22 protein-coding genes are annotated in these 25333 nt (G+C 71.6%); 14 read left to right on the top strand and 8 right to left on the bottom strand.

Annotation, left to right across the window (positions count from 1 at the left end):
• The first annotated feature begins 48 nt into the window (after positions 1-48).
• From ID574_RS03725 to ID574_RS03705, 5 genes are all read left to right on the top strand, one after another.
• Positions 49-1998, top strand: coding sequence for a serine/threonine-protein kinase (locus ID574_RS03725; protein ID WP_262495935.1), 1950 nt, complete (start codon positions 49-51; stop codon positions 1996-1998).
• Between the two features lie 86 nt (positions 1999-2084).
• Positions 2085-2657: a TetR/AcrR family transcriptional regulator gene (locus tag ID574_RS03720; protein WP_188187316.1), complete on the top strand. Its 573-nt coding sequence runs from the start codon at positions 2085-2087 to the stop codon at positions 2655-2657.
• Between the two features lie 55 nt (positions 2658-2712).
• Entirely contained in the window at positions 2713-3942 is a 1230-nt protein-coding gene (locus ID574_RS03715; RefSeq protein ID WP_188187315.1) for a Cmx/CmrA family chloramphenicol efflux MFS transporter, read from the top strand.
• Positions 3939-4754: an MOSC domain-containing protein gene (locus ID574_RS03710; RefSeq protein ID WP_188187314.1), complete on the top strand. Its 816-nt coding sequence runs from the start codon at positions 3939-3941 to the stop codon at positions 4752-4754. The genes ID574_RS03715 and ID574_RS03710 overlap by 4 nt, the downstream gene beginning before the upstream one ends.
• Positions 4755-4929: 175 nt before the next feature.
• Entirely contained in the window at positions 4930-6192 is a 1263-nt protein-coding gene (locus tag ID574_RS03705) for an MFS transporter (RefSeq protein WP_223166335.1), read from the top strand.
• A 341-nt stretch (positions 6193-6533) separates the two neighbouring features.
• Here ID574_RS03705 and ID574_RS03700 read toward each other — a convergent pair whose 3' ends face one another.
• Together ID574_RS03700 and ID574_RS03695 are read right to left on the bottom strand one after the other, a co-directional pair.
• Positions 6534-8102, bottom strand: coding sequence for a bifunctional 3'-5' exonuclease/DNA polymerase (locus ID574_RS03700; RefSeq protein WP_188187313.1), 1569 nt, complete (start codon positions 8100-8102; stop codon positions 6534-6536).
• Between the two features lie 35 nt (positions 8103-8137).
• Positions 8138-9409, bottom strand: a complete 1272-nt coding sequence (locus tag ID574_RS03695) for a metallophosphoesterase family protein (protein WP_223166504.1) — start codon at positions 9407-9409, stop codon at positions 8138-8140.
• A 522-nt stretch (positions 9410-9931) separates the two neighbouring features.
• On the opposite strand from ID574_RS03695, the gene ID574_RS03690 reads away from it, so the two are divergent.
• Complete coding sequence (locus tag ID574_RS03690) at positions 9932-10348, top strand: hypothetical protein (protein WP_188187311.1); 417 nt, start codon at positions 9932-9934, stop codon at positions 10346-10348.
• 20 nt (positions 10349-10368) lie between these two features.
• Here the strand turns inward: ID574_RS03690 and ID574_RS03685 are convergent, their stop codons facing one another.
• Positions 10369-12039 carry an FAD-binding oxidoreductase gene (locus tag ID574_RS03685; protein ID WP_188188268.1) on the bottom strand — a complete coding sequence of 557 codons (1671 nt, stop codon included), beginning with the start codon at positions 12037-12039 and terminating at the stop codon, positions 10369-10371.
• 31 nt (positions 12040-12070) lie between these two features.
• Between ID574_RS03685 and ID574_RS03680 the strand changes: the two genes are divergently transcribed.
• The 5 genes from ID574_RS03680 to ID574_RS03660 all read left to right on the top strand — a co-directional run bounded on the left by ID574_RS03680 (position 12071) and on the right by ID574_RS03660 (position 17293).
• The gene (locus ID574_RS03680) at positions 12071-12583 is read left to right on the top strand and encodes a TetR/AcrR family transcriptional regulator (protein WP_188187310.1); all 513 of its coding nucleotides are present in this window, start codon (positions 12071-12073) and stop codon (positions 12581-12583) included.
• A gap of 74 nt (positions 12584-12657) precedes the next feature.
• Positions 12658-14154, top strand: coding sequence for a glycerol-3-phosphate dehydrogenase/oxidase (locus tag ID574_RS03675; RefSeq protein WP_188187309.1), 1497 nt, complete (start codon positions 12658-12660; stop codon positions 14152-14154).
• 288 nt (positions 14155-14442) lie between these two features.
• The gene (locus tag ID574_RS03670; protein WP_223166334.1) at positions 14443-15312 is read left to right on the top strand and encodes a sucrase ferredoxin; all 870 of its coding nucleotides are present in this window, start codon (positions 14443-14445) and stop codon (positions 15310-15312) included.
• A gap of 101 nt (positions 15313-15413) precedes the next feature.
• The gene (locus ID574_RS03665; protein WP_101784355.1) at positions 15414-15725 is read left to right on the top strand and encodes a WhiB family transcriptional regulator; all 312 of its coding nucleotides are present in this window, start codon (positions 15414-15416) and stop codon (positions 15723-15725) included.
• A gap of 362 nt (positions 15726-16087) precedes the next feature.
• The gene (locus tag ID574_RS03660; protein WP_223166333.1) at positions 16088-17293 is read left to right on the top strand and encodes an esterase-like activity of phytase family protein; all 1206 of its coding nucleotides are present in this window, start codon (positions 16088-16090) and stop codon (positions 17291-17293) included.
• A 414-nt stretch (positions 17294-17707) separates the two neighbouring features.
• Here ID574_RS03660 and ID574_RS03655 read toward each other — a convergent pair whose 3' ends face one another.
• The gene (locus ID574_RS03655) at positions 17708-17941 is read right to left on the bottom strand and encodes a DUF397 domain-containing protein (RefSeq protein WP_188187307.1); all 234 of its coding nucleotides are present in this window, start codon (positions 17939-17941) and stop codon (positions 17708-17710) included.
• Between the two features lie 135 nt (positions 17942-18076).
• Positions 18077-18958 (bottom strand): helix-turn-helix domain-containing protein, encoded by an 882-nt coding sequence (locus tag ID574_RS03650; RefSeq protein WP_188187306.1) that lies wholly within the window; start codon positions 18956-18958, stop codon positions 18077-18079.
• A 231-nt stretch (positions 18959-19189) separates the two neighbouring features.
• Between ID574_RS03650 and ID574_RS03645 the strand changes: the two genes are divergently transcribed.
• Entirely contained in the window at positions 19190-19561 is a 372-nt protein-coding gene (locus tag ID574_RS03645) for an ATP-binding protein (protein WP_188187305.1), read from the top strand.
• Positions 19562-19580: 19 nt separating this feature from the next.
• Here the strand turns inward: ID574_RS03645 and ID574_RS03640 are convergent, their stop codons facing one another.
• The gene (locus tag ID574_RS03640) at positions 19581-20207 is read right to left on the bottom strand and encodes a phosphoribosyltransferase (protein ID WP_188187304.1); all 627 of its coding nucleotides are present in this window, start codon (positions 20205-20207) and stop codon (positions 19581-19583) included.
• Between the two features lie 357 nt (positions 20208-20564).
• Positions 20565-21662, bottom strand: a complete 1098-nt coding sequence (rsgA, locus tag ID574_RS03635) for a ribosome small subunit-dependent GTPase A (RefSeq protein WP_188187303.1) — start codon at positions 21660-21662, stop codon at positions 20565-20567.
• Positions 21663-21984: 322 nt separating this feature from the next.
• On the opposite strand from rsgA, the gene ID574_RS03630 reads away from it, so the two are divergent.
• Together ID574_RS03630 and ID574_RS03625 are read left to right on the top strand one after the other, a co-directional pair.
• Positions 21985-22512: a sigma-70 family RNA polymerase sigma factor gene (locus ID574_RS03630; protein ID WP_262495934.1), complete on the top strand. Its 528-nt coding sequence runs from the start codon at positions 21985-21987 to the stop codon at positions 22510-22512.
• Complete coding sequence (locus ID574_RS03625; protein WP_188187301.1) at positions 22509-23234, top strand: anti-sigma factor family protein; 726 nt, start codon at positions 22509-22511, stop codon at positions 23232-23234. Before ID574_RS03630 ends, ID574_RS03625 begins: the two co-directional genes overlap by 4 nt.
• A gap of 845 nt (positions 23235-24079) precedes the next feature.
• Here the strand turns inward: ID574_RS03625 and glyA are convergent.
• Positions 24080-25330: a serine hydroxymethyltransferase gene (gene glyA, locus ID574_RS03620; protein WP_188187300.1), complete on the bottom strand. Its 1251-nt coding sequence runs from the start codon at positions 25328-25330 to the stop codon at positions 24080-24082.
• Positions 25331-25333 lie beyond the last annotated feature (3 nt).

Below are 25333 nucleotides of genomic sequence, written 5' to 3'. Positions count from 1 at the left end.
GGGACTCCGCAAGGCCAGGGCCGCCTCGTAGGCAGGCGTTACCGGCTCATGTCTCCGGTCGGCAGGGGCGGGATGGGCATGGTGTGGCACGCCCACGACGTCCTCCTCGACCGCGACGTGGCGGTCAAGGAGCTGATCCTTCCCTACGGGCTCGACCACGCGGGCAAGCAGGTGGCGCACCGGCGCATGCTGCGCGAGGCCAGGTCGGCCGCGCGCCTCCAGCATCCCGGCATCGTGACCGTCCACGACGTGGTCGAGGAGGACGGCCGCCCCTGGATCGTGATGGAGCTGGTCCGCGCGTGGTCGCTGGAGCAGGCCGTACGCCAGAGCGGGCCGCTCCCCGTGATCCAGGCCGCCGAGATCGGCATCCGCGTGCTCGACGCCCTCATGCACGCCCACGCCGCCGGCATCCTGCACCGCGACATCAAGCCCGGCAACGTGCTGCTGACCCAGGACCGGGTGGTGCTGACCGACTTCGGCATCGCGGCCATCGAGGGCGACGTCAACATCACGCAGACCGGGCTGCTCATGGGGTCGCCGGCGTACATCCCGCCGGAGCGGCTGTCCGGACAGCCGATCACCCAGGCGGCCGACCTGTGGTCGTTCGGTGCGACGCTGTACGCCGCCGTCGAGGGGCGGCCGCCGTACGAGGGGCCCGACCCGGTCGCGGTGCTCGGCTCGGTGCTCACCCAGGACCCGATCACGCCGCAGCGGGCCGGCTCGCTGACGCCGGTGATCGAGGGCCTGCTGCGCAAGAACGCCGCGGAGCGGCTCACCGCCGCGCAGGTCATCGAGATGCTGGAGACGGTGCTGCGCGCGCACGGCTCGCCGCGGCCGCGCAAGCCCGAGGCGCTGCCCAGCCCGGCCGACCCGGCGCCCGCCGGGCTGCTCCCACCGCTGGACACGCCGTCGGGGCCGATGCCGTCACGGATCGTGGAGACGCCCTCGGGGCCGGTGCGCGTGCCGTACGACCCGATGACCAGCCCGTCGGGCGGTCACTCGATGCCGTACGACGGGTTGTCCACCCCGTCCGGCAGCCACCGGACCGACCAGCTGCCGCGGCCGCCCGCGTTCGGCGGCCCGTCGCTCGCCAGCCCGTCAGGCCCGCACCCGGCGCCTCCTGGGGTGCCCCGGGTTCCGGGCCGGGATCTCGACGACGACCTGGACGACCCCTCGCTGCCGCGCCCGGCGCCGATCCTGCCGCTGACCACCGACAGCCGCTCGTCCGCCGCCACGTCGGCCCCGTGGCCGCTGGCCTCCCCCGACGACCTGCGCGAGCAGTCGCGCGGCCTGGCGCAGGAAACCGGCCACAACCGCCTGGCCACGCTGCCCAGCGCGACGCCGCGCACGGGCAAGAGCCGGCGCAGGACGGAGGAGGACGACGGCCCCTGGATGCGCGACGGGCGGCCCACGCCGCTCACGATCGTCAGCGCGCTGCTGGGTGTGGCCGTCGTCGTCGGCGCCGTGATGATCATCCTGTCCGGCGGCTCGCCGGAGACGGCCCCGGTCGTGCAGACCGCCACGTCGGCCCCCGCGACGCGGCAGGCCGTGCCCGCCTCCACGGCGCCCGACGGCTACACGGAGCACACTCCGGCCGGCTTCTCCGCCGCCGTGCCCGACGGCTGGAAGCTGGGCGCCTCGGGCGGCGTGGCCACGTTCAGCGGGCCGAAGGACTCCGGCATGCGGATCCTCGTCGAGGATGTGACGCCGCAGAACGACGGCGGGCTGTCCGCGCTCGGCCGGCTGGAGGCCGAGGGCGGCATGGAGAGCTACATCCAGGTGCAGCTGCAGGCGGTGGACTTCCGCGGCTGGAAGGCGGCCGACTGGGAGTACACCTACACCACCGCCAACGGCGTCCCCATGCACGCGCTGACCAGGTACGTCACGATCGACGACGCCACCGCGTTCAAGATCACCTTCGACATGCCCGAACTCAAGTGGGACGACGAGGCGGACACGCGCAAGGTGTTCCTGGACACGTTCAGGAACACCGCCTAGCCGCTCTGCGCACGCCGGCCACTGTGGCGCCGCTCCCGCTCACGGGTATTGCACTGATCAGTCCAAAACATGCTAACGTGACCGATATGGCGCGACCGAGGAAGTTCGAGGAGGACCGGGCGGTCGAGGCGGCCATGCGGGCCTTCTGGACGGCCGGCTACGAGGCCACCTCGACGCAGGACCTGTGCGCGGCCACCGGGCTCGGGCGCAGCAGCATCTACAACACGTTCGCCAGCAAGCACGACCTGTTCCACAAGGCGCTGCGGCACTACATGGACGAGCGCAACGCCCTGCTCGCCGAGCTGATGGACGGCGACCTGCCGCTCAAGGCGAAGGTGCGGACCGTGCTGTGGTGGGCGGTGGAGCCCGAGCCGGACGATCCGATCGGCTGCATGGTGGTCAACTCGATGATCGAGCTGGGCCCGCGCGATCCGGAGATCGCCGAGCTGCTGCGCCGCGACAACGACCTCCGGGCGCAGCTGATGCGCTCGGCGATCGAGACCGCCCGCGCACGGGGCGAGATCGACGCGGGCAAGGACCCGCTCGCGCTCGCGCGGTTCGTCTTCGCCACCGTCAGCGGGCTGCGCGTGATGGCTCGCGGCGGCGCCGACCGGGCTGCGCTCGAGTCCGTCGCGCGTACCGCGCTGGACGCGTTCTGATTTTTTCGCGCCCGAATTTTGAACTGATCGATCTAAAACTTGGAAGGGATCCGCCATGCCCTTGGTGGTGTACGTCCTGGGCTTTTCGATCTTCGCTCAGGGCACGTCGGAGTTGATGCTGGCCGGGCTGCTCCCCGAGATGGCCGCCGACCTGGGCGTGTCCGTGCCGCAGGCCGGGCTGCTCATCTCGGCGTTCGCGATCGGGATGCTGGTGGGGGCACCGGTGCTGGCGATCGTCACGCTGCGCTGGCCGCGCCGTACGGCGCTGCTGACGTTCCTCGCGATCTTCGCGCTGTCGCATGTCGTGGGCGCGCTGACGACGAGCTACGGCCTGTTGTTCGCCACCAGGGTCGTCGGGGCCTTCGTGTACGCCGGCTTCTGGGCCGTGGCCGCGAGCACCGCGATCGGCCTGGTCCCCGCGAACGCCCGCGGCAAGGCGATGAGCGTGCTCGCCGGCGGGCTGACGGTCGCCACGATCATCGGCCTGTCCCTCGGCACCGTCATCGGCCAGCACTTCGGCTGGCGGGCGGCGTTCTGGGCCGTGGCGGCCCTGTCGGCCCTCGCCGGCGCGGGTCTCCTCGCCACCATCCCGGGCGGCCGGCGGGAGACCGAGGCCGCCTCGGGTGACGGAACCCGCGCCCAGGAAGGCCCTCGCGTCGCCGTCGAGCTGCGCGCCATGGCCAACCCCAGGCTCTGGCTCTCCTGCGGCATCACCGCGCTCACGACCACCGCCCTGCTGGCCTCCTTCAGCTACCTGAGCGTGCTGCTCGTCGACACCACGGGCCTGGACCCGGCCTGGGTGCCCGCCGTGCTGGCCGTCTACGGCCTGGGCTCGCTGATCGGCATCACCATCGGCGGCAGGACCGCGGACGCCCGCCCGTTCCCCTCCCTCTTCACCGGGATCACCGGTCTCGTCGTCACCTCGGCGGCCCTGGCCCTGAGCGCTCCGATCCCGTTCCTCGCCATCCCGCTGATCTTCCTGCTCGGCGCGTTCGGCTTCGGGACCAACCCCACGCTGAACACCCGCGTCTTCGCCCTGGCCAAGAACGCGCCCACGCTCGCCGCCGCCGTGAACGTCTCGTCCTTCAACGTCGGCATCACCATCGGCCCCTGGCTCGGCGGGCTGTCCATCGGCGCGGGCTTCGGCTACCCGTCGGTCGCCTGGATCGGCGCCGCGGTCGGCGCGGTCTCCCTCGCCGTGGTGGCGCTTGCCGCACGCCTGCACCGTACGGAAACCGCCGTGCCGCAGGCGGCCGGAACCCTTGAGATACGGTCGGGCGTATGAAGCTGGCGAGCATCCACTTTTACCCCGTCAAGTCCACCGCGGGCCACGACCTCCCTGAGGCGGAGGTGCAACCCTGGGGGCTGGCGGGCGACCGGCGCTACCTGATCGTCGACGAGCAGGGCAAGGTCCTCACCGCCCGCGAGGAGCCACGGCTCCTGGCCTGCGTGCCCGTACTGGACGGCGGCACGCTCACGCTGACCGGCCCGCACGCCGCCCCGCTGCCGGTCGTCCCGGACAGCTGGACGTCCACCGTGGACGTGTGGCGCACGCCAGTGGAGCTGACCGACTGCGGGGACGACGCGGCCCGGTGGCTGTCGGAGCTGGCGGGCCAGCCAGTCAGGCTGAAGTGGCTCGACGACCCGACCCGGCGCCCGGTCAATCCCGAGTACGGCCACCCGGAGGACCGCGTCAGCCTGGCCGACGGCTATCCGCTCCTGCTCACGTCCACCGCCTCGCTCGCGCGGCTCAACGACTGGATCGTCGAGGGGGCGCTGGAGCGCGGGGAGGAGGCGCCGGAGCCGCTGCCCATGCGCAGGTTCCGGCCGAACGTGGTGGTGGACGGCGCCGCGACGTCGTTCGCGGAGGACGAGTGGAAGCGGGTGCGCATCGGCGAGGTGGATTTCCGCGTCAGCAAGGGATGCGACCGGTGCGTGCTCACCACGATCGACACGGCCACGTACACGAAGGGCAAGGAGCCCATCAGGACGTTGTCCCGGCATCGCAAATGGGATGGCAAGGTCTGGTTCGGCATCAACCTGATCCCGGACGGGCCCGGCCGGATCGCCGTCGGAGATTCCATCACCATTCTCTGAGATTCTCTGAGATTGTCTGAGGTTCTCTAAGGTTCTCTGAGATTCTCCGAGATATCGCCCGACGCCGCTTGACGCCGTCTGACGTCGGCAGAACGTCATAAAAAACGGCATTCCCGAGGAAAAAGGGCCACTGTCCCCTTTGGGGTGATGTTAGGGGCTATGCGAGACTTCACAGGTGACCAGCACCCCCACAAAGCCCGCTGTCTCCCCTGCTGATCAGATCCGGATCGTCCAACGCCGCACCTTGGCCGTGCTTTCCGCGGCGCAGATCATGGGCGGCGTGGGAGTCGCGGTCGGGCTGGCGCTCAGCTCGGTCGTGGTCGACGAGCTGTCGGGGTCGACGGTGATCAGCGGGTTCGCGGGGACGGCCACCGTGCTCGGCGCGGCGCTGCTGGCGCTGCCGACGGCCAAGGCCTCCGGGAAGGGCGGGCGCCGCGCGGGCCTGACGCTGGCGTACGTGGCGGCGCTCGCCGGTTGCGCGATCTCGGTGGCCGCGATCAGCCTGCGGACGTGGCCGCTGCTGCTGTCCGGGCTGGTACTGGTGGGCGGCGGCAGCGCGGGCGGCCTGGCCGCGCGGTACTCGGCGACGGACCTGTCGCCCAAGGGCCACGCGGCCAGGCACCTGTCGCTGGTCGTCTGGGCCGCCACGATCGGCTCCGTCGCCGGCCCGAACCTGGCCGAGCCCGCCGACCGGATCAGCATGCGGCTCGGGCTGGTGGAGAAGGCGGGGCCGTTCGCGTTCGCGGCGCTCGCCTTCGCGCTGGCGCTGGTCGTCATCATCGGCTTCCTGCGCCCCGACCCGCTCACGCTGGCCCGCAGCCTCGACGGCGCCGAGGATCCGGGGCCCCAGCGCAACCGTACGATCAGGACCGCCTGGCAGACCCTGCGCACCACCCCGATGGCCGGCCGGGCGCTGGTCATGATCGCCGTCAGTCACACGGCGATGGTGTCCGTCATGTCGATGACCCCGGTCAAGCTCCACCACGACGGCTCGACCCTGGACGTCATCGGCCTGGTGATCAGCCTGCACATCGCCGGCATGTACATGTTCTCGCCGGTCGTGGGCTGGCTGGCGGACAAGGCGGGCAAGGTGCCGGTGCTGCTGCTCGGCATGGGTCTGCTCCTGGCCGCGGCCGTGCTGGCCGGCACGGCCGGTCACCGGGTGTGGCAGGTGACGACGGCGCTGGTGCTGCTCGGCCTCGGCTGGTCGTGCGGCCTGGTGGCCGGCTCCGCCCTGGTCGCGGAGTCCGTCCCCATCGACCGCCGCCCCGCCGTCCAGGGACTGTCCGACCTGCTGATGAACGTCTGCGGCGCCACGGGCACGATCGTCGCCGGCGCCATCGTCGGCACGCTGTCGTACGGCGCCCTCGGTCTGGTGGTCGGCATCATGGTCACCCTGGCAGCCCTCTGGCTCACCACCACCCGCCCCCGCCCCTGACCCCCACCACGCCTTCGACCCGCCACAACGCCCAGCCCACACCCACCGCCGCAGCCCCCGCCGCCCTACGGCCGCAGCCCCCGCCGCCCTGCCGCCGCGCGGCCAGGCACATCCCAGAGGTGCCACCGGCGGACAACGCGGCCCGCACAGCACCACCGCGCCACACGCCGCCAGGCACCCACCACACCACCGCCGTAAGGCACGGCATCATCGCGACGCAGCGCCATCCCCACGACGACACAGTTCCCGCAGCGGCGACGCCCCGCTGGTGGGCGGCCCCGCACGCCGGTCGAGGGCCGGGCCGGCGGAGGCGTGTGAGCGGTGGGGTGGAAAGGCGGCGGTCACTTGGCGTCGGCGTAGCAGGCGACCGCGACCGCCTCCATCGGGAAGCGCACCGGCGTCGACCCGAACAACAGCCTGCTGGCCTCCTCCGCCGCCGCCGACACGGCCGCCATCACCTCTTCGGCCTGCTCGAGCGGACAGTGCACCATCACCTCGTCGTGCTGGAAGAACACCAGCCGCGCCGGCTCCGGCAGCAGCCCGCGCAACACCGCCAGCAGCGCCAGCGCCCACTCCGCCGCGGTGCCCTGCACCACGAAGTTACGTGTGAACCGCCCCCGGTCCCGCGCCGCGCGCCCGCCCTCGGGCCCCGACACCAGCTCACGCCACCGCGACGACGGCGGCGGGCTGGTGCGGCCGAGCCAGGACCGCACGAGCCGGCCCTCCTCCCCCGCCTTGGCCGCGTCCTCGACGAACTGGTAGGCCCGGGGAAACCGCTGCCGCATCACCGCCAGCAGCTTGGGCGCGTCGCCGCTGGTGCCGCCGTACATGGCGGACAGCATCGCGATCTTGGCGTTGTCGCGCTGCCCGCCGAAGGATTTCGCCAGCGCCGAGTACAGGTCGATCTCCCCGGCGGCCCTGGCAAGACCCACGTCTCCGGCCATCGCGGCCAGCACCCGCGGCTCGAGCTGCGCCGCGTCGGCGACGATCAGCACCCACCCGTCGTCGGCGACCACCACCCGCCGCATCACCTTGGGAATCTGCAGCGCACCGCCCCCGCTGGTGGCCCACCGCCCGGACACGACCCCGCCGACCACGTATTCGGGCCGGAACCGCCCGCCCCGCACCCACTGATCGGCCCACGCCCACCCGTGGAAGCTGTGGAGCCGGGCCAGCTCTTTGTACGCCAGCAGCGGCGCCACGGCCGGATGGTCGATCTGCTTGAGCTCCCACGACCGGGTGGTCTTCAGCGCCACCCCCGCCCCTTTGAACGCCTTGACGAGTTGCTGCACGGAGTCGGGATTGACCGGATGCCCGAACGCCGCCGCCACCTCGTCGGCCAGGGCCTGCAGCTTGGCGGGCCGCATGCCGTGCACCGGCCGCGGCCCGAGCAGCTCGGTCAGCAGCGCGTCGTGCACGTCACGGCGCCACGGCATGCCGTCGTGCGACATCTCGGCCGCGACGAGCGCCCCCGCGGACTCGGCCGCGACCAGCAGCCTGAACCTTCCCGGCTCCGCAAGCGCCTCGATCCGCCGCAGCTGGTCGGCCAGCACCTCGGCCACCGCCTCCGCGCCGAGCGGCTCGGGCGCGAACAGCGTGCCGGGCGCGCTCGGCTGCTCCTCGGGCACGGGCAGCCCGTGCAGCCGGGCGTGGGCGGCCCGGGCCGAGCGGCTCTCGCCATAGCGGCCCTCGTACGCCAGCAGCAGGCCCTCGGTGAGCGCGAGGTCGTGGCAGCGCGAGACCCGCACCCCGGCCCGCAGCAGGTCCGGATAGGTCTCGCGCGTGTCGGCCCAGACCCACCGCGGCCGCTCGGCCGCCTCGATCTCCCGAACGGCGCCCGCCAGGTCGGCGGTATGGCGGGCCGCGCCCCCGACCGGGAGCACCGTCTCTCCGGCGACCACGACGTACACCCTGTCAAGGGTGCCAAACGGCCCCGACAAAACCGCTACGCCAGACTGATGCGCACCTCGTCCTCGACCGGCGGCTCCAGCTCCTGCGGCAGGCACCCGGTGGCGGCGAAGCACCGCAGCGTCAGCTCTTCGGGCGTCACCGACATGTGCAGGAACTGTTTGAAGAACGGCGGAGTGTCCCAGTCGGACAGTTCGGACAGGTAGCGGTGGAACACCCGGTCCACGGGCAGCCGCAGCGGCCACGGCCAGGACCCGAGCAGCCGCGCCGCCCACCGCATCCGGCGGGTGATCTTCACGGTTCCGGTGGGCGTCCTGACCGGCTCGTTCTTGATCTGCTCCGACATGATGCACAGGGCCTCGTCGGGAGTGAGGTAGAGCCACTTCATCCGGAGCCTGCGGGCGTACAGCTGGCTGTAGAAGGACAGCGAGTCGCCGCGCAGCGGGTAGCACCTGAAGTCGTCCTCGTGCACGCCCGCCACGTCGACGCGTCGGATCGTGTGCGTGGCGTGCATGAACGCCCCGCCGCCGCCCGTCACGACGTACTGGATCACCCGGTCGCCCACCTTGACCGGATAGCGCTGGTAGTTGTGCACGTCGCCGCCGATGGCCGCGACGTACCGGTGCGCCGGGTCGCGCACGATGTCGTCAATCGTGCCGCCTTCCTCCAGCCGTGACGGCTTGTACGCGTTGGCGGTGTAGATGGGCTTGCCGGTCACGAGGATCTTCGGCCTCGGGTCGAGCGAGACGCGCCGCAGCCAGGCGGTCTGCGCCTTGTCGATCTCGTTCCTGATGCCGGTGTCCACGCCCACGATGAGCAGGCTGTCGCTCTCGATCACCCAGTACGGGGCCGGCTGCGTGGCCTGCTGCGACGGCTTGCCCCTGAGCGAGCGCGCCTCGGCCAGCCGCGCCTCGTCGACGGCCTCCGGCTTGCGCCACAGCAGCCCGCGCAGGCCGCGGTCGGGCTTGGGCTTGAGCGGCGGCGCGTCGCAGAAGACCCGCATGAAGCCGCCGAGCCCGTCGTACCAGTCGTGATTGCCGGGGATCGCGTAGATAGGAGCGTCATAGTCCTTGTACGGGCGGAAGAACTTGTCGCCGTACTCGTTGCCCGATCCCGTGGGATAGACGACGTCGCTCGCGACGATGGCGAACGACGTTCCGGCGCCGACTTTCAGCATGCCGGGAACGACGGCGTACTGGGAGGCGTCGCCCTCGCCTGTATCACCGAGCAGAAGGAAACTGAAATTTCCACCGACAGGGGGCTTGATACGAAATTCCGGGTCAATCCCACGTTCTTCCTGAGCCGCCACCCAGCGCGCCCGGACCTCCCCTGACGGATCACCGAACAACCCGGCGAGGATCTCGTTGCGCGAGCGCCACAGCGTCGCTAAATTCAGCCAACTGAATCCATTGTCATCCGGTCTGAGCTGGGCGAACGTGCCGACCTGCGTGCAGGCCCACCCGGCCCCCGCCTCCGACACCCGTGAGGAAAGCTCTTTTCCGCGCTCGGCCGCGACATCCACCATGACCACATCTTTACCGCGATCTTCCATTCGCGCACCCTGAACTCTCCGTACAGCACAGAACACACGATGTTCGCCATGGTGTAACCTCAACCCCCCAAGCAAGCGGTTGGGACGCGTGACGCAGGCGGTCGCGGAACGATCCCGACCTGCGGTTGCGCACATTTACACGACCCCGAAGGGAGAAAACCGGTCCGCACTCTGACGGGTGCGTCCCGCCTGCCGGCGAACCGCCCGTCTCCGTCCCGCCATTGCGGGAGTCCGTTTCCTGTCCGGCCCGAAGGCCGGAATATCCACGGAGAAGGTCCGATGACGCGGAACGGCCCGGACGACGCGACCAGGAAAGGCACTTCAGAGGCGCAGGCCATCGAGGGTCTGCTGGCATATGCGCAGAGTCGCCCCCGGTGGGGACGCGCGGCGCTCAAAGTCGTGAGCGAGGCCGTCGCGAGGAGCCGGGCCCTGGCCAGGGAGTCCCCCGGCGAGCACACGGCGCTGCTGGCACGTTGCCTGCGCACGGCGGCGAAGCTGCTGCTCAAGCGGGGCCGGGCCGTGGAGGCGCTGCCGCTGGCCCTGGAGGCGGTGGCGCTCACCCGGTCGGTGGGCGGCGCCCCGCTGGTCGTCTCGCTGCACTGTCTGGCCGCCGCGCTGGAGGGCCTCCACCGCTACAGCGAGGCCGCCGCGACGCTGGCCGAGGCCGACGGCATCCCTCCGCAGCCGGACGACTAGCCCGTTCCGGCCCGCACCGGCTACCCGTCCGAGACCGTGTCGGCGTGGGGGATCAGCGCGCCGGGGTTGAGGATGCCGGCCGGGTCGAGCGCCGACTTGACCGCCCGCAGGACGGCCACGCCGAGCGGTCCGACCTCGGCGGCGTACGCGTCACGGTGGTCGCGCCCCACCCCGTGGTGGTGGCTGATCGTGCCGCCCGCCTCGACGATGGCCGCGTTCGCCGCAGCCTTGGCCCGTTCCCACTGCGCGACCGGGTCGTCCTCCTGCGGGGTCACGACGGTGAAATAGAGCGAGGCGCCGGTTTCGTACACGTGCGAGACGTGGCACATCACCAGCGGCGAGCCGAGGGCGCCGACCAGGGCGAGCCGCACCGCGTCGTAGAGCCGGGGCAGGCCGGCCCAGAACCCGGCCGTCTCCAGCGTCTCGACGGTGGCGCCGGCCGCGAGGAGCGAGTCGCGCAGGTACGGCGCGGAGAAACGCCCGCGCTCCCACGCCCGCCCCGGCTCCTCCCCCAGGAATTCCCCGCCCATCCGCGCCAGCACGGCGGCGACCGCACCTCGCCGCCCGGCGGCCGACGCCGGCGAGCCCACAGCCGGGCGACCGGGCTCCCCCGCCTCCGCCGGCGGTTCCGCCGGGCGACCGGGCTCCCCCGCCTCCGCCGGCGGTTCCTCGTAGCCCGCGATCAGCAGGCAGCCCGAGCCGCCGCCCGAGCCGATCGCGTCCGGCTTGGCCAGGCCGATCATCGTCTCGGTCTCGTCCGACAGCCGCAGCACGGTCGGCAGCGGCCCTTCCTGGGCGAGGGCCCGCATGGCAGCCGTTCCCGCCGCGAACGACGCGAACCGCCACCCTTCGTAGACCCGTTCGGCGGGGGCGCGGCGCACGCGCAGCCGCAGCGACGTGATGACGCCGAAGGCGCCCTCGGAGCCGAGCACGAGCTGCCGCAGGTCGGGCCCGGCCGCCGACTTGGGGGCGCGGCCGAGCTCGAGGGTGCCGGCAGGCGTGGCCACGGTGAGGCCGACGACCATGTCGTCGAAGCGGCCGTACCCGGCGGAGGCCTGGCCGCTGGAGCGGGCCGCGGCGAAGCCGCCGAGCGTGGCGTACTCGAAGGACTGGGGGAAGTGCCCCAGGGTGAGGCCGTGCGCGGCGAGCAGCCGCTCGGCGTCGGGAGCCCGCACGCCCGGCTCGAACTCGGCCACCATCGACTCGGCGTCCACGGACCGCAGCCGGTCGAGCCTGGCGAGGTCGAGCGCGATCACGCCGGCGAAGCCGGCCCGGCCGGCCGCGAGCCCGCCCACCACCGAGGTGCCGCCGCCGAAGGGCACGACCGCGATCCGCTCCCGCGCGCACAGCTCCAAGAGCGCGGCCACCTCCTCGTGCGAGCCGGGAAGCACCACCGCGTCGGGGGCGTCGGAGCCGTCTCCCGCACGCAGGCGCAGCAGGTCGGGGGTGGACTTGCCGCGGGTGTGCCGCACCCTGTCCTCGTGCCCGGTCCGGACGTGCTCGGCGCCGGCGATCGCCGCGAGCGCCTCCAGCAGCGGCGCGGGCAGGGCGACCGGCGGCAGCCGCACGGATTCCAGCGTGGCAGCGGGGACGTGCGGGGCGCGGACGCCCAGGAGGTCGCGGAGCAGCTTCCGCAGGTGCTCGGGCAGCTCGCGGGCCTGGGCGGGGTCGCCCCAGCCCGACCACAACATCGGTTCTCTCGGCACGCTTACACTGTGACACATGACGTCGATTCGTCACAATGACGGCGTTCTGGATGCCGCACGGGACTGCGTGCTGGCCTACGGCGTGCGCAGGACGACGCTCACGGACGTGGCACGCCGGGCCGGCGTGTCCCGTATGACGCTCTACCGCCGCTGGCCCGACGTGCGCACGCTGGTCGCCGACCTGATGACCAGGGAGTGGGTGCGCGTCGTCGCCGGCCTGGACATGTCGGACCCGGCGCGCGCCGTCGTCGCCGGGGTGCGGGGGCTGCGCGCGCACCCGCTGTGGCGGAAGATCGTGGAAGCGGATCCCGAACTGCTCATGCCGTACGTGCTCGACCGGCGGGGCGCCACCCACGAGGCCGTGCTGGAGGTGCTGGAGCGGACCGTCGGCGACCCGCGCAAGGCCAGGGCCGTGCTGCTGGTGGCGCAGTCGTTCCTGCTGTCGGCGCCCACCATGCTCGACCCCGTGACGCTGGACGAGCTCGACGCCGAGCTCGCCACCCTCCTGGAGGCCTACCTTGGCTCATAGGAAATCCGCGCTGATCGCCGCTACGGTCTCAGCCCCGCACCACAGTGGGGCGGCACAATGAGAGCAGGTTTCCTATGAGAAGCTCACTCAACGCCGCTAGACGGGCCCGCGAACTCCGGCAGGTCGCAGAGGAACGCGTGGACGTGCTGGTCGTGGGGCTGGGCGCGACCGGGGCGGGGGCCGCGCTCGACGCCGCCTCGCGCGGGCTGAGCGTGGCCGCGATCGACGCGCACGACTTGGCGTTCGGCACGTCGAGGTGGAGCTCCAAGCTGATCCACGGCGGGCTGCGCTACCTGGCCAGGGGGCAGGTGGACGTCGCGTACGAGAGCGCGGTCGAGCGCGGGATCCTGCTCCGCAGGACGGCTCCGCACCTGGTGAAGGCGCACCCGTTCGCGCTGCCGCTGACCCCGGCCGTCTCCCGCCGCCGGGCGGCGCTGATCATGACCGGCTACCGGATCGGCGACGCGCTGCGGGCGGCCGCGCGCACGCCGCGCCGCCTGCTGCCCGGCCCCAGGCGGCTCGGTGCCGCCAGGGCGCACACGCTGGCGCCGGTGGTGCGCGCGGACGGCCTGCGCGGCGCGCTGCTGTCGTGGGACGGCCGGGTGCTCGACGACGCGCGCCTGGTGGTGGCGATCGCCAGGACGGCCGCCGCGCACGGCGCCCGGGTGCTGACCCGCTGCCGCGCGCTGCGGCTCTCGGACGAGGGGGCTACGGTGCGCGACGAGCTGACGGGCGAGGAGTTCGGCATCCGCGCCCGGACGGTGATCAACGCGACGGGCGTGTGGGCGCGCTCTCTGGACCCCCAGGCCGACGTGCGCCCGTCCCGCGGCACCCACCTCGTGCTGCGGCCCGGGACGCTGCCGGGGCTGATCGCCGGCCTGCACCTGCCCATACCGGGCGAGAGCAACCGGTTCGCGCTCGTTCTCCCCCAGCGCGACGGGCGCGTGTACGTCGGCCTCACCGACGAACCGCTGGAGGGGCCGGTGCCCGACGTCCCCGAAGCCCCCGAGGAGGACGTCAGAACGCTCCTGGAGGTGCTGAACGGGGTTGTCGAGACTCAGGTGACCAGAGAGGCGGTTGCGGGCGCCTACGCGGGCCTCAGGCCTCTTCTGCGGGCCGACGGGCGGACGGCGGACCTGTCGCGGAGGCACGCGGTGCTGTCCGGCGGCGGCGTCGTCACGGTGATCGGCGGAAAGCTCACGACATATCGGCGCATGGCCGAGGACGCTGTGGATCGAGCGGTGTCGATCGGAAACCTCCCGGCGGGCCGGTGCCGCACCCGCAAGATCCCGCTCGTGGGCGCCGGGCCTCAGCCGTCCGGTGTGCCGGCGCTCCTCGCCGAGCGGTACGGCAGCGAGGCGCCGGCCGTGCACGAGCTCGTCAAGGCGTACCCGGAGGAGGTCGGGCTCGGCATCACCGTGGGCGAGCTGATCTGGTCGACCCAGCACGAGGGCGCGCTCGACGAGGGCGACCTGCTGGACAGGCGGACCAGGATCGGCCTGGTCAGAGAGGACAGGGAGCGCGCTCTGCCCGTGACACGGGAGGTATTGGAGCGAATCCGCCACGCATGATCCCCCGCATCCGTTAGGCTAGTCTTACCTAATTAACTTCCGCGCCGCGCCGCGCTCCGGCTGGGGTTCCGCGGGGAGGGATGGGCTGACCCGCCCTCCCCGCGATGCCGGAGTGCGGCGGGGCGCGGATGCGTTACCGCGCCGCACTCCGGCGGAGCCCGGGGGCCGACCTGTCGCCCCCGTCATGCCCGGGTGCGGCGGGTGCGGTGCGTCCTGTCGGCGGAGACGAGGAGGAGAGAGGCGTTGGCGAGGGGCTGCGAGCATCCGGCCGGGTGTCACACCGGGGAGGTGCCCACATTGGCCAGCGCCACCGTGGGAGCCCGGCTCTGGCTGCTCATCGAGTACAGCGGCACGTGGCCGTCTCACCTGGAAAGCTTCGAACTTCCTGAAAAAATCTCCGAACTCGTCCGCCGCGCGCTCGAACGCGGTATCAGGCCCCAGCTGATCCGCCGCCCCGGCAAGCGAACCCGCCCACGGGACCAGGGCATCCGTGTGCTATTGGCATACGCCGTCGGGGAGCGTCCCTGGCTGGCGAGCGGCGTCGTCGCAGGTCCTGACGATCTTGACCTGGACGCGTTCGTGGCCGGAGTGGTCCCGGAGTCCTGCATACTTGAAGACGAGCCGGTATTTCTGGTCTGCACGCACGCCAAGCGCAATGTGTGCTGCGCCCGCATTGGACTACCCCTCGCTCGGTCACTGGCCGAATCTCTGCCGGACAGAGTGTGGGAAACGTCACACGTTGGCGGCGATCGGTACGCCGCCAACCTCGTGTGCTTGCCACACGGAATTTTCTACGGCAGCATGTCTCAGGCTGCTGCACTGGCAGCGGCTAACGCGTACCGGTCGGGCGAGGTCATCCTCGACCGTTACCGGGGACGCGCAGGCATCCCTGAGCCATTGCAGGCCGTCGAGCACTTCGCCCGAGCCCATACGGGAGAGCGCTCCGTCGGCGCGGTGGCCGTGGAATCCTCCAGGTCGGACGGCGACGTCACCGAAGCCATCGTGCGCTGCGGCGACGTCCGGTTCCAGGTTGTGGTTGAGCCATCGGCGTTCCAAGCGCCGTGTGGTACGGCTTGCGCCGAGACGATCACCACCTACCGGCTGGTTTCGCTGGACAGGCTCGCGCCTGTGCGGTACGCCACGCCCGCTCTCGCCTGAACAGGGAACAAACACGGCCCGACATTGCGTTGGCACAGAGACGCCATAAGCGTCCAATGCGGCTCAATTACCGAAATACCTCTCACGAAGGTGGTTTTCTCATGTCTCAGGTACGTCGGCAGCTCGCCCGCCCGCGCCCCAGCTGGGGTTGGCAGGATGATGCCGCGTGCCGGGGTGAGGACCTCGTGCTCTTCTTCGGCCCCGATGGGGAGCGGCAGCCCGAGCGTGACGTACGTGAGCGGAAGGCCAAGGCGATCTGCGCCCAGTGCCCCGTCCGCACCGAGTGCCTTGACTACGCGCTGTCCCGGCCCGAGAAGTACGGCACGTGGGGCGGTCTCAACGAGGACGAGCGCGCCTCCGAGCGTCGCCGTCGCATGCGCCGCGCGGCCAGCGCCGGCATCTCCGCCGCCTGACACAACCCGGCAGCGTCACCATCATGCGTGATCAAGCAGTTGTCCCGATGAACCAGAGCCTGGCCCTCCATGTCCAGGCTCTGGCGAACCCGGTCGGGACAACTGCCTGATCAGGCGAGTTCGCCGCGATCCCACGCAATCCCCTGCTGCCCCTTCGACCTCCGCCGCCCTCGATGCGGCCCTTCGCCATGCCCTCTCCCGCCGGTGGCATCCGCGCGGAGGCGGGCCGTTCACGGAGGCAGGCCACTCAGGGGCATGCGGCCGGAACGTCAGGGCAGGTCACAGCCAGCCGACATCTGGCGGTCACCGTCCGTTGCCGTACGTTCGGGATTTGGTCACATGCCCGCCCTAGGGTGCCCGCCATGAAACGCATCGCCATCCTGATGTGCGCGGGCGCGACGGCCCTGTCCCTGGCCACTCCCGCCGCCGCCGACCCCGGACGTCACGGCACCCAGCCCGGCTTCGGGCAGGCCACCCTGACGGGGTTCGCCTCCCTGCCCGCGCAGACCTTCGTCCCCGGCAGCGAGCCGTCGGGATCGTCCTTGGGCACCGCGCCCGTCAACGGGGTCACCCCGCCCTTCCCCGGCCAGCCCGTACAGGGCTTCAGCGGCATTGTGCGCCGCCACGACGGCACCTTCGAGGTCCTGTCCGACAACGGCTTCGGCGCCAAGGCCAACAGCGCCGACTTCCTGCTGCGGGTGCACCGGGTCAAGCCGGACTTCAAGGCCAAGTCGGTCGAGGTGCTCGGCGGATTCAACCTGACCGACCCGCGCGGGCTGGTGCCGTTCCCGCTCACCAGGCAGGACCGCACGCTCACCGGCGCCGACTTCGACGTCGAGTCGATCGTGCGCACGGTGGACGGCACGTACTGGATCGGCGACGAGTTCGGCCCGTTCCTGCTGCACTTCGACCGCAAGGGCCGGCTGATGGAGGCGCCGATCGAGCTGCCCGGAGTCCGCGCGCCCGAGAACCCCAACCTGAACGGCGCGCAGCCCAACCTCGGCGGCAGCAAGGGCTTCGAGGGCATGGCCAGGTCCGTGGACGGCCGCCGCCTCTACCCGCTGCTGGAGGGCACCGTCGCGGGCGACCCGGCGGGGACGCTGCGGATGAACGAGTTCGACCTGCGCGAGCGGGCCTACACCGGGCGGCGGTGGACGTACAGGCTGGACTCGCCCTCCCACGCCATCGGTGACGCGATCGCGGTCGACGCCCACCGGTTCCTGATCATCGAGCGGGACAACCTTCAGGGCGACGCCGCGAAGGTCAAGCGCATCTACCTGGCGGACATGCGGGACCGGGACGGCGACGGCGCGCTGGACAAGACCCTGGTCGCCGACCTGCTCGACATCGCCGACCCGCGCGGTCTCGGCGGGGCCCCGGGGACGTTCAGGTTCCCGTTCCAGACGATCGAGGACGTCGTCATCCTCGACGACCGCACGCTGGGCGTGCTGGACGACAACAACTTCCCCTTCTCCAGCGGCCGCACGCCGGGCAAGCCTGACGACAACGAGTTCATCACCATCCGCCTCACCCGCGGCCTCCAGGCCGACCCCCGGGTCTACCGGTAACGGCCGCGCGGCCGGTGGCCCCACGCGCGGGTCGCCGGCCGCCGCCGGGCCGCAGGGTGCCCGCCCTGGCTCTTCCCCGCCCCTCCCCGTGACCGCCTGCGACGAGACCGTGCGGCCGGCGATCTGTTCGCCTACGCCGCGCAGCTCGGCCTCAAGGCCCCGCCTCTGGACGTCTCCGTCCCCTTCGCCCTGGGAAGCCGCAGGCGGGGAGGGCCCGAGGAGACCCTCAGGGCCGACCGCGCGGTCAGACCGGCCGGGCTCCTGCAGGTGCCGCGCCGAGCTCCCCGGGCGGCCGCGCCTGACCGCATGGCGCCGGCACAGCACACCCGCGGCTGACCAGAAGTGACCGAAACCCGTCAGCGTCCCCGGCCGAAATGGGCGCCGCCCGCCTGGGCGGTCCGTGGGGGCGGCGGCTCACACGATGAGGTCGTCGAACTCGCCGTCCTTCGCCCCGAGAACGAACGCGGTGATCTCCGCCTGGGTGTAGACCAGCGCCGGTCCTTCGGGAAAGCGTGAGTTACGCATGGCGATCTCCCCCGTGGGCAGGCTCGCGACCTCGACGCAGTTGCCGTTGGGGTTGCTCCTCTTGCTCTTGCGCCAGACGACGGGAAGGCGGCCGGCGGGGGTTCCGTTCCGGAACTCGTGCATGGGGGCAGCTCCTCGCGATCTTACGGATGCACGTGCATCCGCGTTTGCGAGGTGACAATACGGCAACACGTTGATCTCCATATACCGGACGACCAAAAATCCCGGTATGGAGTGGATCACAGGGATATCAGCAGCTCATCCGGAAATGAGCCGTTCCAGGAAGCGCCTGGTCTCCTTCGGCGTCTCGGCCTGGATGCTGAGCCGGTCCATGACCTCCATGTAGTGGTCGGAGTCGGCGGGTTTGTCCAGGTAGAGGGCGCTCGTGAGCTGCTCCATGTAGACCACGTCGGGCAGCTCGGGCTCCGGGAAGCGCAGGATGCTGAAGGGACCTCCGGCCGCCGCGTGGCCGCCGCGCTCGAACGGCATGAGCTGCACGGTGACGTTGCGCTCGGCCGTGACCTCCACCAGATGGGTGATCTGCTCCCGCATCGTGTCCGGGCCGCCGAGCGTGCGGCGCACCACGGCCTCGTCGATCACCGCCCAGAGCGTGAGCCCGCTCTCCAGGCGCTTTTGCCGGGTGGTGCGCAGGGCCACGCGGCGGTCCATCTCCGCCCTGGTGGCCTTCTCGTGCGCCAGCTCGATGACGGCCCTGGCGTACGCGGGGGTCTGGAGCAGGCCGGGGACGAACTGGTTCTCATAGGTGCGGATGCTGGAGGCGGCGCCCTCCAGGCCGATGTAGACCTCGAACCAGTGGGGCAGCACGTCGCCGTACTTGTGCCACCAGCCGGGGGCGTTGGCCTGCTTGGCCAGGTCGAGCAGCGGCTGCCGCTCGGCGGGGTCCGTGACGCCGTACAGGGTGAGCAGGTCGGCCACGTCGCGCTGCTTGAAGCTGACCTGGCCGAGCTCCAGTCTGCTGATCTTGGCGTGAGATGCGCGAATCGAGTACCCCGCGTCCTCGCGCGAGATACCCTTCTCCGTACGGAGCCTGCGCAGCTGGGTTCCGAGCAGGATTCGCAGCACCGTCGGGCTTCCCGGCGAATAGCTGAGAAGCTTCCCTTCCGTGCTCTGTGCGCTCACTGCACTGCTCCTAGATCATCTGCACGTGCAGATGCGATTCGCATCCGTAAACTACGAAAAGTCTTGCATTGGCAAGTACTCCCCGTAAAGATGGGCATTGGATCACCAGACCGCGCTTCGGGGGCCAGAATGACGACTTTCGACGCTCGGCCGCAAGCCGCCATCGGTTCCCGGCCACCAGGATGGCTCTCGTCCATTCTGGTGGATGGTCGTGCCGGTGCGTGCGACGCTGTGTTCCCGTTCCATCAGCGCACGGCTCTCGAGCCCTCCTGCGTGGCCACGGCCAGGAAGTTCGTCGACCAGACGCTCACTTCGTGGGGGGTGATCGAGGTCGCCTTCGATGCGCAGCTGGTGGTCTCCGAGCTGGTGACGAACGCGATGCGGCACGGCGGCGGGGCGGTGCAGCTGCGGCTGGTGGCTCATGAGGCGGAGCTCGCCTGCGTGGTGACCGACCACAGCCAGACCGTCCCGGTGGCCGCCGCGCCCGACGTGTTCTCGGAGTACGGGCGAGGGCTGCGGCTGGTGGACGCCCTCTGCACCGCGTGGGGATGGCTCGCCCCCGGCGGCACCCGCAAGCTCGTCTGGGCCGTGCTCGCCGGCTGAACTCACCTCGTCGTCTCCGTCAATCCCGGCCGAGCAGCTCGAGCACGTCGGCGTCGCTGAGCTGTTCGAAGTGCACGTACCACTGCCCCACCGCCCGGAAGTCGATGGGGGTCAGCAGCACCACCACCTCGTCGGCCTCCTGCCGCATGGACCGCACCGTGTCGCGGGCCCCGACCGGCACGGCCAGCGTCACCTTGGCGGGCTTGGCCGTGCCGACGGCTCTGAGCGCGGCCCTGGCGGTGCCGCCCGTGGCCAGGCCGTCGTCGACCACGATCACCTCCCGGTTCTCCAGCGCGGGCAGCGGCCGGTCGCCGCGGTAGGCGCGCACCCGGCGGTCCAGCTCGCGCCGCTCCTTCTCGACCACGTCCGCGACCGACTCGGGCGTCATGCCGAGCCGGCGCAGCAACGCCAGGTCGAAGACCGGCTCGCCGCCCTCGGCGATCGCCCCCACGCCCAGCTCCGGCGTCGGCGGATAGCCGATCTTCCTGGTCACCAGGACCTCGAGTTCGGCGTCGAGCCTGCGCGCGATGGGCACGGCGACGGCCACGCCGCCGCGGGGCAGCGCGAGCACCACGGGGTCGTGCGCGTCCAGCAGCCGCTCGGCGAGCCTCGCCCCGGCCTGGGCCCGATCTGCGAAGAGCTCCATGACCTGTGCCTACCCCGACGACCACCCCTCCTCGCCTCCCTCCCTCGCCCGAGGACCTGGGCCTCCTGCCCGAGGACAGGCCCCGGGCCTGGGCAGGAGGGCGGAATGTCGGCTACCGCTGCCCCAACGGGCGCGCGGGCACAGGGCCCACTGAGAAACGCCCTCGGACCGGTCCGCGCCTTCCTCGGAACAAGCCGCACCCCCTCGGACAGGCCCGCCGATCCGGGTCTCGCGCCCGAGAAGGGGCCCTGCGCCGACGCGCCTCTCCGCCCGAGAACGGGGCCGCCCCCCAGAGGGGCGGTGCGCCCGCTCGGCACCTTTCCGCCGAGCGGGCGCACCCTTCCGGCCGACGCGGCGTCAGGGGCGGTTTCTGCCTGAGCGCCGCATCTCCTTCGTGATCGACTTCCACTTGCCCTGCAGCTCCTTGCGCAGGCGCGCGTCGGTGCGGGCGGCCATCCAGGCCGCCTCGCGCTGCAGCTTGTGCCAGCTCTCCAGCCGCCGCTCCGGCAGCTCCCCGCTCTCGACCGCCGCCAGCACCGCGCACCCCGGCTCGCCGTTGTGCTCGCAGTCGCCGAACTTGCACTGCTCGGCCAGCGTCTCGAGGTCGGAGAAGACGCGGTCGACGCCTTCCCCGATGTCGTAGAGACCGATCCGGCGGATGCCGGGCGTGTCGATGACGAGCCCGCCGCCGGGCAGCAGGATCAGCTCCCGGTGCACGGTGGTGTGCCGCCCGCGCCCGTCGGCGGCGCGTACCTGCTGGATCTCCATGACCTCCTCCCCGGCCAGGGCGTTGACCAGAGTGGACTTCCCGGCCCCGGACGGCCCGAGGACGACGGCCGTGCGGGAGCCGCCGAGGTAGGAGGCGACCAGCTCCACGCCGTCCCCGTGCAGCGACGAGACGGCGTGCACGTCGACGCCGGGCACGGTCACGCGCACGTCGGCGAGCAGGTCGTCGAGGCCGCGTTCCAGCAGATCGGACTTGGTGATGAGGACGACGGGCGTGCCGCCGGACTCCCAGGCCAGCGCGACGAGCCGCTCGATGCGGCCGAGGTTGGCGAAGTCGGTGGCGTGCATGGACGGCTCGGCCACGAAGACGACGTCGACGTTGGCCGCGAGCACCTGGCCCTGGCTGTCGCGCGACAGGCCGCCGACCGAGTCGCGGCTGACGCCGCCCCGGATGAACGCGGTCGTCCTCGGCAGCACCTCCTCGAGCTCGTAGCGGCCCTCGGGCAGCATCCTGAGCGCGGCCCAGTCGCCGACGGACGGCAGCGCGACGGGGTCGGCGGCGGCCGCGCGGCGGACGTGGGCGGCGTACCTGACCTGATGCTGGCCGTCGGCCGCGATCACCTCGGCGGCGCCCCGGTCGACGCGGGCCACGCGACCGGGAACGGTGTCGGCGGGCAGCTCGGCGGCGCGGAGATCGGTCCAGCCGAGCAGAGAAAGATCGTAAGACAACGGAGTGAAACCTTTGATCGGGAAGGGAACCGGGCAGCGTCAGACGAGCGCCCGGAGGTGGACGGACGGCGCGCAGAACAGGACGACCCGCATAGTCCTCACCTCCTCGATCGGTTACCGGAGAGACTCTACGCACCCTGTCCGGGGCGATGCAATCCGATTTGGCATGGCGTTCTGTTGAACCGTGGCATGGCGGCTCGTCGTACCTCCTGCCGACGGACGCGAGAAAGGGGAGATGATGCGAGCGAGCACGTATCCCCCGCCCCCGGCCGACGGAGCCGCCCCGATGGGCAAGCCGCGCTCACGCCACAGGATCCGGCGCATGCGACCGGATGTCGAGGTGCCCGACGACGAGGTGGCAGTGTCCGCGCTCTACCGGGAGTATCACAGGCCGCTGCTGGCCTTCGTGATCCGGCTGACGGCGGGTGATCGGCAGTGGGCGGAAGACGTGGTGCAGGAGACCATGATCCGAGCTTGGCGCAGTGCGGGACAACTCGATCCTGAGGCAGTCTCACTTATGCCCTGGCTAGCCACGGTCGCCAGACGTATCGTGATCGATGACCGGCGGCGCAGGGACGCCCGCCCCCAGGAGTCGGGTGACGGGCCGCTGGAGAGCATGCCCGTGCCGGACGAGATGGAGGGACTCCTGCACCAGGTGGTCGTTTCTGAGGCCCTGAAAGCGTTGTCCCCGGCCCATCGCGAGATCCTCAACGAGACGATCCTGCGAGACCGGTCGGTCAACGACGCCGCCGAGGCGCTGGGCATTCCGGTGGGCACCGTGAAATCCCGGGTCTACTACGCCGTTCGCGCGCTGCGGATAGCGCTGGAGGAGAGGGGGGTGACGGCGTGACATCCAGAGTCGAGCACACGGACGTGGGCGCATATGCGCTCGGCCTGCTCGATGAAGAGGACAAAGAAGCGTTCGAGGCCCATCTCCTGTTCTGCGCCCCCTGCCGTGCCGAGCTCACCGAGCTGGCCGGCGTGGCCAGCGTGCTGAACGGCCTGAGTGGTCCCGTGGAGGACGACCGCCCGCCGACGCCGGCCCCGGCGATCGACATGGTGCGCCGCAGGAAGGCGGCGCACAGGAGGAGGCGCAAGGGAACGTACGTGATCGGGATGGCGGCCGCGGTCACGCTCGTTGCCGGCGGGCTGACCGTCGGCACGCAGCTCAGCGGGGGCGGTGCGCAGCAGGCCGCCCAGGAGCAGCAGAATCCCATGGGGGAACACATGGGCCCGGCCGAGCAGTTCTACGCCGACGGCCGGCCCATCGAGGGCAAGGGCGTCGACGGGGTCACCGGCGGGGTCGTGGTGGAGTCCAAGGGGTGGGGCACGCACGCGGCGCTCAAGCTGGCCGGGGTCAAAGGGCCCCTGGAGTGCGAGCTGATCTCAGTCGCCAAGTCGGGTGAGCGCCGGGTGATGACCGGGTGGTCCGTGCCTCCAGCCGGGTACGGAGTGCCGGGGTCGCCCGACCCGCTCTACATGCACGGCGGCAGCGCGACGCCGTTGAAGGACATCGATCATTTCGAGGTGGTGACCTCGACGGGCAAGAAGCTGCTCACCATCAAGGCCTGACACCGGCCTGCCGAGCCCTCCCGCCGCCGGCGGGAGGGCTTTCTGCTGCCGTACGCGGGCCTGTCTGGAAATTTCCTCGTATCCGGGTTGAACCTGGGCGGGCTGGCTCGCGTACTGCTTGCCGTATCGATCGAAATTTCCAGCCATTTGCGGGGTTTCGCCATGTCCATCCGGAAATTCGCCGTTCCTGGCGCGATGCTCGCCGGCGATCAGGCGACCCTGTCGGCACGCGCCGGGCTCGCCCCGGGGACCGGTGGCCAGGTCCGCAAGGGCGCCGGCCCCGTGGCGGCGGACCTGTTCGCGGGCGTCCTCCCGGCGAACGGCGCCGTACGGGGCCGACTCGGCGGCGAGCGCTTCACCCACCCGCGCGCGCTACGGCGGAGGCGCTGCGCGGCGAGCGGATCGGCCTCGCGCCCGCGGGGCCCTGCGCGCCCGGCGCCGAAGCCCGGATCCCGCACGGGGCCGGCTACGTCTTCCTCGGCTAGGGCCTGGCGGGGGACGCCTCGTTCCCGTTTCCCGTCAAGCCATCCCCAGCCGGCGCGGCGACCGTTTCCTCCGGGGTCCCGCTGCCCGGCCACCGCGACGGGGTACTCCGGCCCACCCCGCTCGCGACGAACGCCCCGCCGCATATGGAGCCCGTGCGGCGGGGCGTTCTGTGCTACGGCACCGCTTTCGTGCCGGACTCCCCGCGCGGTGCGGCGGGGAGGTGGGAGCCACGGAAGCCGGTGAAGGGCGCGCCGTCACGGCGGCCCGCCCCGTGCGGGTCAGAGGGCGTCACCCTGGAGGCCCTCAGCCCCGTGCCGTGGGTGGCGCCCACTCGGCCCCGCCGTAAGAAAAGAAAGATCTTAAAGGCCGGGAGCGGGGAACTGCGCGGTGAGCTCGCTGACCTCGTGGTGGACGCGCGTGATGACGTCTTCGGCGTCGCCCTTGGCGAGGGCGGTGACGACCTCGTCCATCCAGGCGCCGATCTGCCGCATCTCGGCCTCACCCATCCCCCGCGACGTGACGGACGGCGTGCCGATGCGGATGCCCGACGGGTCGAACGGCTTGCGCGGGTCGAACGGCACCGTGTTGTAGTTGGTCTCCAGCCCGGCCCGGTCGAGCGCCTGGGCGGCCGGCTTGCCGCCGATGCCCTTGGGCGTGAGGTCGAGGAGGATCAGGTGGTTGTCGGTGCCGCCGGACACCAGGTCGAACCCGCGCGAGCCCAGCTCGTCGGCCAGGGCCTTGGCGTTGGCGACGACCTGGTGCGCGTAGTCGCGGAACGACGGCTGGGCGGCCTCGTGAAGGGCGACGGCGATGGCGGCGGTGGTGTGGTTGTGCGGGCCGCCCTGCAGGCCGGGGAAGACGGCCTTGTTGAGCGCGGTGGCGTGCTCGTCGCTCATGGCCATGAGCATGGCCCCGCGCGGGCCGCGCAGCGTCTTGTGAGTGGTCGTGGAGATCACGTCGGCGTGGCCGACCGGGGACGGGTGCGCGCCGCCCGCGATCAGGCCCGCGATGTGGGCGATGTCGGCGGCCAGCACGGCGCCGACCTCGCGGGCGATCGAGGCGAAGCCCTCGAAGTCGATGGTGCGCGGGATCGCGGTGCCGCCGCAGAAGATCAGCTTGGGACGGTGCTCCAGCGCGAGCGCGCGGACCTCGTCGAGGTCGATGCGGCCGGTGTCCTTGCGCACGCCGTAGCGGACCGGGTTGAACCACTTGCCGGTGGCCGAGACCGACCAGCCGTGGGTGAGGTGGCCGCCGAACGGCAGGCCCATGCCCATCACGGTGTCGCCGGGCTGCAGGAACGCCATGTAGATGGCGAGGTTGGCGGGCGAGCCGGAGTAGGGCTGGACGTTGGCGTGGTTGACGCCGAACAGCGCCTTGGCCCGCTCGATCGCCACGGCCTCGATCTGGTCGATGACCTGCTGGCCCTCGTAGTAACGCTTGCCCGCGTAGCCCTCGGAGTACTTGTTGGTCAGGACGGTGCCGGTGGCCTCCAGCACGGCCTTGGACACGTAGTTCTCCGACGCGATGAGCTTGACCGTGTCGGCCTGGCGCCGCTCTTCCGCTTTGATGAGCTCGGCGATCTGCGGGTCGACGCTAGCGAGAGAACTCATGAC

Source organism: Nonomuraea sp. SYSU D8015, assembly GCF_008065375.1.
Taxonomy (GTDB): domain Bacteria; phylum Actinomycetota; class Actinomycetes; order Streptosporangiales; family Streptosporangiaceae; genus Nonomuraea.
Note: the sequence above shows the minus strand (reverse complement) of the source record. Positions and strands in the feature narration are given on the sequence as shown.

What these genes read in the sequence shown, in the direction of transcription:
- ID574_RS03725 (WP_262495935.1), top strand. Translation starts at nt 49, where the DNA reads ATGTCTCCGGTCGGCAGGGGCGGGATGGGCATGGTGTGGCACGCCCAC.
- ID574_RS03720 (WP_188187316.1), top strand. Translation starts at nt 2,085, where the DNA reads ATGGCGCGACCGAGGAAGTTCGAGGAGGACCGGGCGGTCGAGGCGGCC.
- ID574_RS03715 (WP_188187315.1), top strand. Translation starts at nt 2,713, where the DNA reads ATGCCCTTGGTGGTGTACGTCCTGGGCTTTTCGATCTTCGCTCAGGGC.
- ID574_RS03710 (WP_188187314.1), top strand. Translation starts at nt 3,939, where the DNA reads ATGAAGCTGGCGAGCATCCACTTTTACCCCGTCAAGTCCACCGCGGGC.
- ID574_RS03690 (WP_188187311.1), top strand. Translation starts at nt 9,932, where the DNA reads ATGACGCGGAACGGCCCGGACGACGCGACCAGGAAAGGCACTTCAGAG.
- ID574_RS03685 (WP_188188268.1), bottom strand. Translation starts at nt 12,039, where the DNA reads ATGTTGTGGTCGGGCTGGGGCGACCCCGCCCAGGCCCGCGAGCTGCCC.
- ID574_RS03680 (WP_188187310.1), top strand. Translation starts at nt 12,071, where the DNA reads ATGACGTCGATTCGTCACAATGACGGCGTTCTGGATGCCGCACGGGAC.
- ID574_RS03675 (WP_188187309.1), top strand. Translation starts at nt 12,658, where the DNA reads ATGAGAAGCTCACTCAACGCCGCTAGACGGGCCCGCGAACTCCGGCAG.
- ID574_RS03665 (WP_101784355.1), top strand. Translation starts at nt 15,414, where the DNA reads ATGTCTCAGGTACGTCGGCAGCTCGCCCGCCCGCGCCCCAGCTGGGGT.
- ID574_RS03660 (WP_223166333.1), top strand. Translation starts at nt 16,088, where the DNA reads ATGAAACGCATCGCCATCCTGATGTGCGCGGGCGCGACGGCCCTGTCC.
- ID574_RS03655 (WP_188187307.1), bottom strand. Translation starts at nt 17,941, where the DNA reads ATGCACGAGTTCCGGAACGGAACCCCCGCCGGCCGCCTTCCCGTCGTC.
- ID574_RS03640 (WP_188187304.1), bottom strand. Translation starts at nt 20,207, where the DNA reads ATGGAGCTCTTCGCAGATCGGGCCCAGGCCGGGGCGAGGCTCGCCGAG.
- ID574_RS03630 (WP_262495934.1), top strand. Translation starts at nt 21,985, where the DNA reads ATGCGACCGGATGTCGAGGTGCCCGACGACGAGGTGGCAGTGTCCGCG.
- glyA (WP_188187300.1), bottom strand. Translation starts at nt 25,330, where the DNA reads ATGAGTTCTCTCGCTAGCGTCGACCCGCAGATCGCCGAGCTCATCAAA.